Origin of the sequence: Methylobacterium sp. E-041, assembly GCF_022829665.1 — a bacterium.
GTDB lineage: Bacteria > Pseudomonadota > Alphaproteobacteria > Rhizobiales > Beijerinckiaceae > Methylobacterium.
Genome location: NZ_JAKSYQ010000023.1, coordinates 1 through 9,481 on the forward strand (window position 1 = coordinate 1; position 9,481 = coordinate 9,481).

The following is a 9,481-nucleotide window of genomic DNA, read 5'->3' on the forward strand; positions in this document are numbered from 1 at the left end:
GTTCTCCTCGCATGCCGCCAGAAGCGACAGCCTTCTCCCGTCGGTCGACCGGAGAATGGAAGAACCAAGCTCAAGCTCGTTTCGATCCGTTCGATCGTGGACCCGTAAGCGCGTGGAATGCGCAGCCGGGCACCTCGGATAGCCATCCCCGCTTAGACAGCGTTTTAGTGAGTGCGCGCTGCGGACCCATTGGCAGCGATCCAGTCGGGCGAGAGGACGTGGCCTTCCTCCGTCACGATCCATGGTAGCGCTCTCGGATCTCGGAGCGCGTCGATCGCAACCGTCAGGGCTTCGCGCAGTGTTCGAAACTCATGTCCCTCCTGCCTACGGGGAGACATACCCCGCGGCCAGATCGTCAGATCGGCGGGCTTGTCGAGGTCGCTGAGCGTCATGCGATCAGTCTGCTTCGGTGGGAGGGACACGCCTCGATACCGGAGCCCTATGGCTTCGGTTGGACGATCGTGTTTCGGGTTTGTGACCGTGTTGGATGGGGGGAGCCCTAAGCCCGCGCGCCTACCTGGTGCGACCCGCCCAGGCTGATCCCCTTCGACGACATCGAACGCGTGCCGACCGATGTCGGAGCGTAGGGTTTGCGTGACAGGTCATGCAGCGCATCCCCGACGAGACCGGGCGCTCCTTGTAGAGCGCGCCTTTCGCAGGTTGCGGCGATGCGGATGCCGAGTTCGTGGGTGTGGCTACGGCCGTAGAGGTAGACCGCCAGCCGGGCGCGGGTGGCCTCGGGAATACCTCCCAACAGGCTGGGCAGCGTCTCGGCTTCAGCGCTCATGAGCCGCCCCAGCACCTCTATGGCGACCGGGCAGTCTGCAGCAGGATCATCGACGCTGATCGGGTACGCTCGGTTCACGACGGCACCTGTTGGCTGGACGCGAGCACGGTGGTGGCAGGTGGTTAATGATTGGTGTCGCGGATCAGTAATGCCGCTCGGCCCGCATCAGTGATCGCCCACTCTCGCGATCCATCAGCGGAAGTGGCTCCTGCGGCTCGACGAAACCCATCTTCATCAGCCCGGGAATTTCCTGATCCCCCTTAGAATAGCGACGTGGTCTGCGCGCCAGCAGCATCAGCCGGTAATACTGACTCGGCCGCAACTTACCCTTCATTCTATCGCCCTCTCACGGCGCATTCCCCTCCCAAAACCTGATGCCCTATTATGGCTATGTCATCATGCGGCCGGTTAGCGCATGGTGAGGATGGCGATCATCCAGATACGTGTTTGACATTGCAAGAGGTCGCGGTTCGGGTAGCTGCGCTCTGCTGAGAGGTCGGCGACGACCCATGCACAAATTGGTCTTGCTGCTCCAATTCACGAGCGGCGAAATCAAGACATCTAGCTCGCGCCTCTGGATCAATCAAAGCCGTAAATGCTTTCACGAGAGCTATCGTTTCTGCAAGCTTCTCTGAGGTGTTTACTCCAAAAAACTCGCCGACCGACTCTCCCAAAATTGAAGCTATGCGCTCCAAGATCGTGAGTTGTGCGGAAGAAATACGATGCGCTTTTTCCATGGCGCGGGCTTCTATGAAGCGCCGGTGAGGACGGCAATTCAATTTGTCGGCATCCGACCCATCCGGCGATCAGGCGAGGCAGGCCTGTCCCCCGATCTGATCACGGGGCGACGGGTGCTTCGCCCATCTCACCAACGATCCGGTCCTGAGCCCGACTTGGGGGCAAGAGGCCCTCAACCATTTATTGCGGCGTCAACGATCCACCACCGGTCAGTCCCAAGAGAAATCACCTGCTTCTTATGCCACGGGATCGTGTTCGCTTCGGCGTGGGTACACCTGCAGATCTTCATCAGACCAGCATGCTTGAAGGCCCCTGGGCATCAGTCGGCTCCGCGTTCCGCCCCATGAACGATCTGCTGCAGCAGCGAAGGAAGCGGAAGTCCGTGCTCGTCCAGTAGGAAGGCGGCGCTGAGTAGCGCTCGAATATGTTGCTCCGGGACTGGCCGACTCATGATCTGCGCGTCCAGCACCTGATCGGCGAGGAGGCCGGCGAGGCGGGAGACTTCGGATAGGCGGTCCGGCGCGGCGGTCATGCCTTCCGCTCCCGGAACCGAATACCAGCGCCTCCGCCGTTCTCGGGGATGAACTCAAGGCCCTTACTCTCGAACGCGCGCTGGATGGCTGCGATCGTAGGGCCGTGAGCTGATAGAGCGCCGGGCGCAGTTTCCAGACGTTTGATCGTAGGAAGCGATACACCCGACGCCTCGGCGAGATCCTTTTGCTCCCAACGCAGCAAAGCTCTTCCAGCACGCACCATTTCGCTACTGAGCATCGACCGTCCCAAAAAATGATACCCAGGGGAGAATATGATACCTGAGGGATTGACACTACCTCAGGACTCATAAGATACTCCAGGCATCGAATTAGGGCAAGGCTCCTTCCGATGCGCTACGCCAACCTCATCCCTGCCTCGCACATCAGCCGCAGCGCCGACCCCCGCCTGACCGCAGACGCCCGCCGCACCTTCATCACCACGAAGGCCGCCGTCGTCGCCTCGACCGAGAGCGCCAAGCGCTTCGCCGCCACCGTCGCCCCCCTGGTCAACCGCGACGGCACCTTCGACCGCTCGGCGATCATGCGCGCTGCGACCCGCTCCGCGCAGGCCCGCATGGAAGTGACCGGCGACGCCTGGGGCGTGTGCATGTCCTACGCGCTCAAGGGCGCCTGGGCCGCCGCCAAGGCTTCGCGCGCCTACCGCGCGCACTGAGGCCGGACCGATGGCCTCCGACCTGATCCGCTCCCCCACAGTCCGCCTGCTGCACGCCCGGCAGGATCACGCGATCTGCCTGCGCCTCGCGGCCTCCTACCGGCACCGGATCGCGGCCGGCGAGACCGACCAGCGCGCGGCCCATGTCTGGGCGCTCAGCAACGCCCGCCGCTGGCGCCTCGTCGCCGCCGAACTGAGCGAGACGCGCTGATGGCCAACCCCTCCCGCCGTGGCGTCCTCGGCGCTTTCCTCGTCCTCGTGTCCTCGCGGGTGCCGGCCATGTGCTGCCGGCGATCCGCTGGGCCGAGAAAGCCGATTCTGCCTATTCCGCTTCGGGTCATGTCGCAGCTGACCTGACCGCCGCCGGCCTGCCGATGCCCGCCGGTTAGCGTGCCACCGCGCTTCACTGGCCCGCGTGCGCCGGCTGGCCGCCTCAACCTCTACGCCCTGACGCCGACTACGCCCAAGACCGCCGCGGCGCTTGCCGCCTATCACACCGCCCGCGGCGAGCGGGCCGGCACCACCGGCGCCCGTCGTGCCGCACGGCGACGCCTGCGCAAGGTGTTCGCTCGGCCGGGTGCCGTGCTCCCGCCCCGGCCGACCAGATCGGCGCCCAACCGGGACCCACCCCTTCCAACTTCCGCACCCACCCCGAGCCCTCTGGAGCCCCAGCTATGGCAACGACCTTGCACGCCTCGAACCCGCTGACCGGCCCCGTTACCCGCGCCATCGTGGCCATGCGCAACGACGAGCCCGTCCCGCCCCGCCGCGGCTTCCTGCGTGGCCTGCTCTCGCTGCCCCTGATCGGTGGCGGCGTCACGCTGATCAGTGCCCCGAGCGCGGTGGCCGAGCCGCTGACCCTGCCCCTGATGAGGCGCTACGTCGCCTTCCTGGCCCGCGAGCACGGCCACGCCCATGACGAACTGCTCGGCATGCTGAGTCCGGAAGAGCAGTACTACAGCGGGTACTACAGCCCCCCTCACGGCCCCGATGACCCCGCTGGCCGACAAGGTGCTCAGCCACTGGCCGATGGATGCCAGGGCCGATGCCATGGTTACAGCTGCCCCACCCTCGACGCGGGCGGCCGTGGTCCTCAGCACGATCGGCGCGGATTGGGGAGGGCGGCCGATGAACGGTCCCTCATCCCGTCGCAGCTTCCTGCGCGGCCTCACCGCGCTCTCAACCGGTTCGATCGTGCTCGCGGCTCCCGCAGTCCTTGCGGCGGCACCGAGCACCGACGCCGACCTGATCCGGCTCGGCGCCGACCTGGACAAGGCCCTGGCCGGCTTCCTGACGCTGTGCGAGCGCAAGGCCAGGCGTGTCGCTCAGTTCGAGACGATCAAGCCGGAAATCCAGCCCGAGATCGTTCGTCCTCGCGTCACCGGCCCGGCAGGGTGGCACTTCCATGGGGAGGCACCACCCAACGCGGACGGCGAGCCGTGCCACAGGCAGTTCGACCATCGCGTGATGATCCTGTGGCCATGGGAGGCGGTGCAGAACACGAATCGGTATCACGACGGGCGCACCCGCATCTGCAAGCATCATCGGCGCCTTCGAGCCTCGTGCGAGGCCTACCATGCCGCCCATCTCGCAGCGCGCGAGGCGGCTGGTATCCCGATTGTCGAGGATGCCCGGTTCCATTCCGGCCGCGATGTCATGCGGATCGCCTTCGATATCGCCGCGATGGATGCTGCCACGATCCCCGGCCTGGCAGTCAAGGGTCGGGCCGGGCTCGCCATGCAGCAGGTCTGGAGCAGCGATCGTGGAGGCAGCTCGATCGATCCCTCTTACAGGAAACTGCTGCAGAACCTCGTGGCACTCGATGGCAGGGAGGCAAAGGAGGAAGCTTGATCCCGTGCGGATCCCGTCGTCTCACAGCTGGCGGAGCAACAGACAGCCGATCCTTTGCTCCACCAGGCTGTGCTCGTAGCACCGCCTCCTCTCACGCCAGCTGGAGCCCGCAACCTGATAGAGGCGGTGGTACAGAGCGTCGTCAACACAGCCGACAACCTGCTGCCATCCTCGACCGCATGGACGGAGACGTAGGCGCCGGGGACGGCGGGGATGCGGAACCCGCCCTCGGCGCCCCTGAGAGCCACCAGGGCAGTCAGGTCGTGTGGATGCGGGGCAACGATGTGGACCGGGAGGCCGAGGCGTCGGAGGTCGTACTTCCGGAAGCGGCAGTGATCCCATTCCCGCCGCTACCATGGGGCGGCAGGGGCAACGTCGTGGCGGCGGCGGGTGTGGCGCTCCTTGAGATGGTCTGGGGGCGCTGATCCCGACCGCGCTTCCCCTCTCGACCAGACAACAGCTGTTCACGCCCATTTTGGGATGGGATGGGACCTTGTTCGCGCGGGAGGGATTTGGTGCTTATGGATCGCACCGCGTCTGCCCCTTATGCCCTCGCTGTCGATGACGATGGGCTGATCCGCATGGACGTGCTCGACATCCTTGAAGAGGCCGGGTTTCGAACCCTAGAAGCCGCAGACGGCGATCGGGCCATCACGATCCTTGAAGAGCATTACGCTTCGATCGTCCTTCTCTTTACCGACGTGCAGATGCCCGGATCGCGTGACGGGTTCGCCCTGGCATGCGAGGTGTCACGGCGCTGGCCGGACATTACGATTGTCGTTGCCTCCGGCCAGGTCAGCCCGCAGCCCGGTGAGTTACCTGATGGGGTGCGCTTTCTGAACAAGCCATTCTCTGCGGAAATGGTCCATGACCACCTGCGGGAAATCCTGCCAGACGGCCGAAAGCCGGAACCTCTTAAGTCATAAAAAAAGGGACCGTCATCGGCCCCGTTCTTCTTTTCTCTCAGAAGCAGCCTAATGACCGAAATATCCGCGGATTGTTGAAATCCGAGTACCGACCATTCGGACTGCGCGCTTGATGTTTTCCTCGGTGACTCCAAGGGATTGGGCAAGCGCCTGACGCGCAAACTGATCGTGGATGTCTAAATGCGTTTTGGAGACACTAGGCGCGGGTGTGGAGGACATTTAAAACCCTACTCCGCTTATAGGCTTGTTTCTGGCGATGCTGCACGATTGGGGTATGAACGCGAACCGGGCGCGGATGTTTCGTCATCCCCTGTGGAATCCGATTTTTTGCCTCAGCCCTGCACCACCCTTTCATAACTTGAGCGTTTTTCGGATACCGATCGGATCGCCTATGGGTAGACAGCGGAAGTTGCAGGACGCCGAAAGGAGTGTCCGTTATGGAGTTTCAAACGGCGGACGATCGTGCCACCCGGGCGCTCCTCACGTGATGAGCCCTACCGCTTCGCTTCCTTGACTGCTTCGATCAGCGACCGGATGCGGGCAGCCATGGCGTCCATCGCGAACGGTTTGGTCAGCACCGACATGCCAGGTGCGAGATGGCCGTGGCCGAGCACCGCATTCTCCGCGTAACCGGTGATGAACAGCACCTTGAGGTCCGGGCGCTGCACCCGTCCGGCGTCTGCCATCTGCCGGCCGTTCATGCCGCCGGGCAGGCCTACATCCGTCACCAGGAGGTCGATGGGCACGTCCGATTGCAGGATCTTCAGCCCCGCCGCGCTGTCACCAGCCTCGATGGCAAGGTAGCCGAGGTCTTCGAGGATATCGGTGACGAGCATGCGCACGGTCGGCTCATCGTCCACGATCAGCACCGTTGCCTCCTGCTCCGAGCGGGGCAACGCATCGAGTTTGATCGTGTCGAATTCATCGGCTGCCTCGCCGTGGTGGCGGGGCAGGTAGATGCAGATAGTCGAACCCTGACCGACCTCGGAGTAGATCCGGACCTGCCCACCAGACTGCTTGGCGAAGCCGTAAATCATCGACAGGCCGAGCCCCGTGCCTTCTCCGGTGGGCTTCGTCGTGAAGAACGGCTCGAACACCCGCGCGATTACTTCCGGCGGCATGCCGGTGCCGGTGTCGGTTACGCACAGTGAAAGGTACTGCCCTTCCGGGAGGTCCTGTTTCTTGGCGGCGCGCTCATCCAGCCACCTGTTCGCGGTCTCGACCGTGATGCGCCCGCCATCTGGCATCGCGTCCCTGGCGTTGATGCACAGGTTAAGCAGGGCGTTCTCAAGCTGCGACGGGTCCACCAGGGCGGGCCATAGGCCTGAGGCGCCGACCACCTCGACCGGGCTGCCTGGGCCAGCCGTACGCTGGATCAACTCCTGCATGCCCAAGACGAGCCGGTTTACGTCGGTGGGTTTGGGGTCGAGGGTCTGGCGGCGGGAGAAGGCGAGGAGGCGGTGGGTCAGCGCCGCGGCGCGCTTCGAGGCCCCCTGTGCGGCCACCATGTACTTGTCCACGTCCTTGAGGCGGCCCTGCTGCATCCGGTTCTGCATCAGTTCCAGTGACCCGGAGATGCCCGCGAGCAGGTTGTTGAAGTCGTGCGCCAGCCCCCCGGTGAGTTGGCCCACCGCCTCCATCTTCTGGGATTGCCGAAGCGCCTCCTCGGCGCGCATCAGTTCAGTTGTCCGCTCGGCGACTCGCTGTTCCAGGGTCTCGTTGAGAGTGCGCAACGCTGCCGCTGCCCGGTCGCGCTCCTCCAGGATGGCGCGGCGCTCCTCCACGTCGATGAGTACGCCGGGGAAGCTCGATGGGGTTCCGTCCTCAGCGCGGTCAACGCGCCCGTTGGCTTCGATCCAGTAGTAGCGTCCGTCCGTCCGGCGCACGCGGTACTGGTGCGCGTAGGCGCCGCCCCGCTGGATCGCGTCGTTGATCGCCTTGGCCAGTCCCGCTTGGTCGTCGGGGTGCACGGTCGCGACGATCTGAGCGAGCGGTATGCCGGTCGTGCCGAGGGCTGGGTCGAGGCCGAAGCTGCTGGCGAAGCCCTCGTCAACGGTGAACCGGTCGGTCGGTAGATCCCAATGCCACGTCCCGAGGATAGCCCCCGCGCCAAGGGCAAGTTGCACGCGCTCGGCATCGGCGTGCGCCCTCACCTCCCGATACCGTGCCTGATCCCTCTCGGCGCGTAACGCGGCCTCGGCACGCACGCGCGCCGTGACCTCATGACCACCCACAAGAATGCCGTTGACCGGACCATTCTGTTCGCGGATCGGCTGGAACAGGAAGTCGATGTACCGGTCCTCGTCCTCATCCACGAACCGGATCGGCGTGTCCTGAGCCGAGAACGGGACACCGGTGGCGTACACCTCGTCCAGCAGTTCGAAGAAACCCTGCCCTTCGAGTTCGGGGAATACGTCGCGCACAGTCCGGCCGAGGTAGCCGCGCGCACCGGCCGTCGCCACGTAAGCGTCATTGACGTACGCATAGACGAGGTCCGGCCCTTCGAGCACGGCGACGAAGCCCGGTATCTGCTGTAACAGGCTTCGCTGGCGCCGGTTGCTGGCGCGAAGGCTGTGCTCCAGCGCCTTGCGCTTCGTGGTCTCGGTCAAGATGGAGATGACCCCGCCGATGCCGTTGGGCGCGGTATCGTCATCGATTGGGCTGAGCCCATAGGTCCAGTAGGCATCCTCGACCCGGCCCTCGCGCAAGATCGGGACGTGCTGGTCCTCGTACCAGGTATGCCCGCCGCCGTTGCGGACCTTGGCGACCTCGAAGCCAATCACCGGCCAGATTTCACCCCAGCTTTCGGATGCCGGACGGCCGAGCGCGGAGGGATGGCGCTCCGGTCCCGCCGAGGGGACAAAGGGGTCGTTGTAGAAGAACGTCGCCTCCAGCCCCCAGAAGATGTGCATGGGGTGATGGCTGTTGAGTAGCAGGCGCACCGCCGTGCGCAGGCCGGAGGGCCAACCCTCGGGCTTGCCGAGCGGCGTCGTGGTCCAGTCGTAGGCGCGCATCAGCGTCGCCATCTCGCCCGCCCCGGCAAGGAAGTCGCAGCTACCCGACATCGGATCAGGCGCGGTCATGAGGGGGAGGAGACTGCTGCACCATCGCTTGCTGGGTGATCGGGGCCTTCCCCATCTCGGCCCTTTCAAACTCCCGTAGGGCGGCCCGCACGACCTCGCTGATGCTGCTGTAGCGGCCGGTGGCAACGCACCCTTGCAGGAACACCCGCAGTTCCGGGGGCACGGAGATAGTGATGGTTTCGCGCACAGCCATATCGGATCGGTAACACGTCCACACACTGTCTTACACGTGACACATGCGTGCCCCGGTTGCGGTCCCTATGCCGTCTGCTTCCCGGCAGGATCGGACGTTGGACAGTGCCTACGCCAACGTCCGAGTAGGGTCACAAGCGGCTTCGAAAGCAGCCTTAATCGGTCACAGGTTTTCGCCCGTTGCGCGACCTACATCACCGAGATGCACCCGGCTTGCACCATCGGCCGTTACACGGCTGGTGCAGCCAATTGTCCGTTGTCAGATGATCTAGGGAAAGGTGCGCCCTCCCTCAGGCTGATCATCCGATGACCTTGCGTATCAGGATGCGGTGGTTTGAGCCTGCGCGAGCCAAGCCCAGGCAGCTGGCTCCTCCTTAAAGTCGAAGGTTTTTGTCTCGACCGGCATGATCATCCCGGACAGGTTGATCATAGCTTTCGCCATGGTCGGTGCACCGACGACGACGTAGCGCTGGATATGCGCCACCGAGCGCGCCTTCACGCTCGCCGCATAGCCGTCGAAGGTCGCTCCTAGATCCGAGCCTTCGTAGTTCGACATAATGATGAGCATGTCGATCTTCCCGTGCGCCTGCATGGCTGCATCGGTCACGGAGGACATCCACTCGATGTCGGGCTTGGTGATCTTGTCCTTGATCTCGAAGGCGAGAAGGTCGGGACGCGGTGCCTCACGCTGGATGACT

General features: G+C 64.3%; 12 protein-coding genes. 4 read left to right on the forward strand and 8 right to left on the reverse strand.

From position 1 onward, the window contains the following. Positions 1 to 499 precede the first annotated feature (499 nt). The 4 genes from MKK70_RS00835 to MKK70_RS00850 all read right to left on the reverse strand — a co-directional run bounded on the left by MKK70_RS00835 (position 500) and on the right by MKK70_RS00850 (position 2,057). Positions 500 to 787, reverse strand: coding sequence for a hypothetical protein (locus tag MKK70_RS00835; protein WP_243945440.1), 288 nt, complete (start codon positions 785 to 787; stop codon positions 500 to 502). Between the two features lie 142 nt (positions 788 to 929). Then, on the reverse strand, positions 930 to 1,121 hold the full coding sequence (locus tag MKK70_RS00840; RefSeq protein ID WP_243945441.1) for a hypothetical protein: 192 nt from the start codon (positions 1,119 to 1,121) through the stop codon (positions 930 to 932). 97 nt (positions 1,122 to 1,218) lie between these two features. Next, positions 1,219 to 1,524: a hypothetical protein gene (locus MKK70_RS00845; RefSeq protein WP_243945442.1), complete on the reverse strand. Its 306-nt coding sequence runs from the start codon at positions 1,522 to 1,524 to the stop codon at positions 1,219 to 1,221. Positions 1,525 to 1,844: 320 nt separating this feature from the next. Next, positions 1,845 to 2,057, reverse strand: coding sequence for a hypothetical protein (locus MKK70_RS00850; protein WP_243932217.1), 213 nt, complete (start codon positions 2,055 to 2,057; stop codon positions 1,845 to 1,847). A 350-nt stretch (positions 2,058 to 2,407) separates the two neighbouring features. Here MKK70_RS00850 and MKK70_RS00860 point away from each other — a divergent pair, with 350 nt between their 5' ends. From MKK70_RS00860 to MKK70_RS00875, 4 genes are all read left to right on the forward strand, one after another. Further along, complete coding sequence (locus tag MKK70_RS00860; protein WP_243945446.1) at positions 2,408 to 2,731, forward strand: hypothetical protein; 324 nt, start codon at positions 2,408 to 2,410, stop codon at positions 2,729 to 2,731. 10 nt (positions 2,732 to 2,741) lie between these two features. Beyond that, the gene (locus MKK70_RS00865; protein ID WP_243945448.1) at positions 2,742 to 2,942 is read left to right on the forward strand and encodes a hypothetical protein; all 201 of its coding nucleotides are present in this window, start codon (positions 2,742 to 2,744) and stop codon (positions 2,940 to 2,942) included. Positions 2,943 to 3,721: 779 nt separating this feature from the next. After that, complete coding sequence (locus MKK70_RS00870) at positions 3,722 to 4,582, forward strand: hypothetical protein (protein ID WP_243945450.1); 861 nt, start codon at positions 3,722 to 3,724, stop codon at positions 4,580 to 4,582. 521 nt (positions 4,583 to 5,103) lie between these two features. After that, entirely contained in the window at positions 5,104 to 5,508 is a 405-nt protein-coding gene (locus MKK70_RS00875; protein ID WP_243933558.1) for a response regulator, read from the forward strand. Positions 5,509 to 5,556: 48 nt separating this feature from the next. On the opposite strand, the gene MKK70_RS00880 is transcribed toward MKK70_RS00875, so the two are convergent. The 4 genes from MKK70_RS00880 to MKK70_RS00895 all read right to left on the reverse strand — a co-directional run. Next, positions 5,557 to 5,727, reverse strand: a complete 171-nt coding sequence (locus tag MKK70_RS00880) for a DUF3606 domain-containing protein (RefSeq protein WP_147860428.1) — start codon at positions 5,725 to 5,727, stop codon at positions 5,557 to 5,559. Between the two features lie 275 nt (positions 5,728 to 6,002). Next, entirely contained in the window at positions 6,003 to 8,591 is a 2,589-nt protein-coding gene (locus MKK70_RS00885; protein WP_243945452.1) for an ATP-binding protein, read from the reverse strand. Further along, positions 8,578 to 8,778, reverse strand: coding sequence for a type II toxin-antitoxin system ParD family antitoxin (locus MKK70_RS00890; protein WP_243933574.1), 201 nt, complete (start codon positions 8,776 to 8,778; stop codon positions 8,578 to 8,580). The genes MKK70_RS00885 and MKK70_RS00890 overlap by 14 nt, the downstream gene beginning before the upstream one ends. A gap of 324 nt (positions 8,779 to 9,102) precedes the next feature. Continuing rightward, positions 9,103 to 9,481: STAS/SEC14 domain-containing protein (locus MKK70_RS00895; protein WP_243945453.1), on the reverse strand; the 379-nt coding region annotated here is incomplete at its 5' end.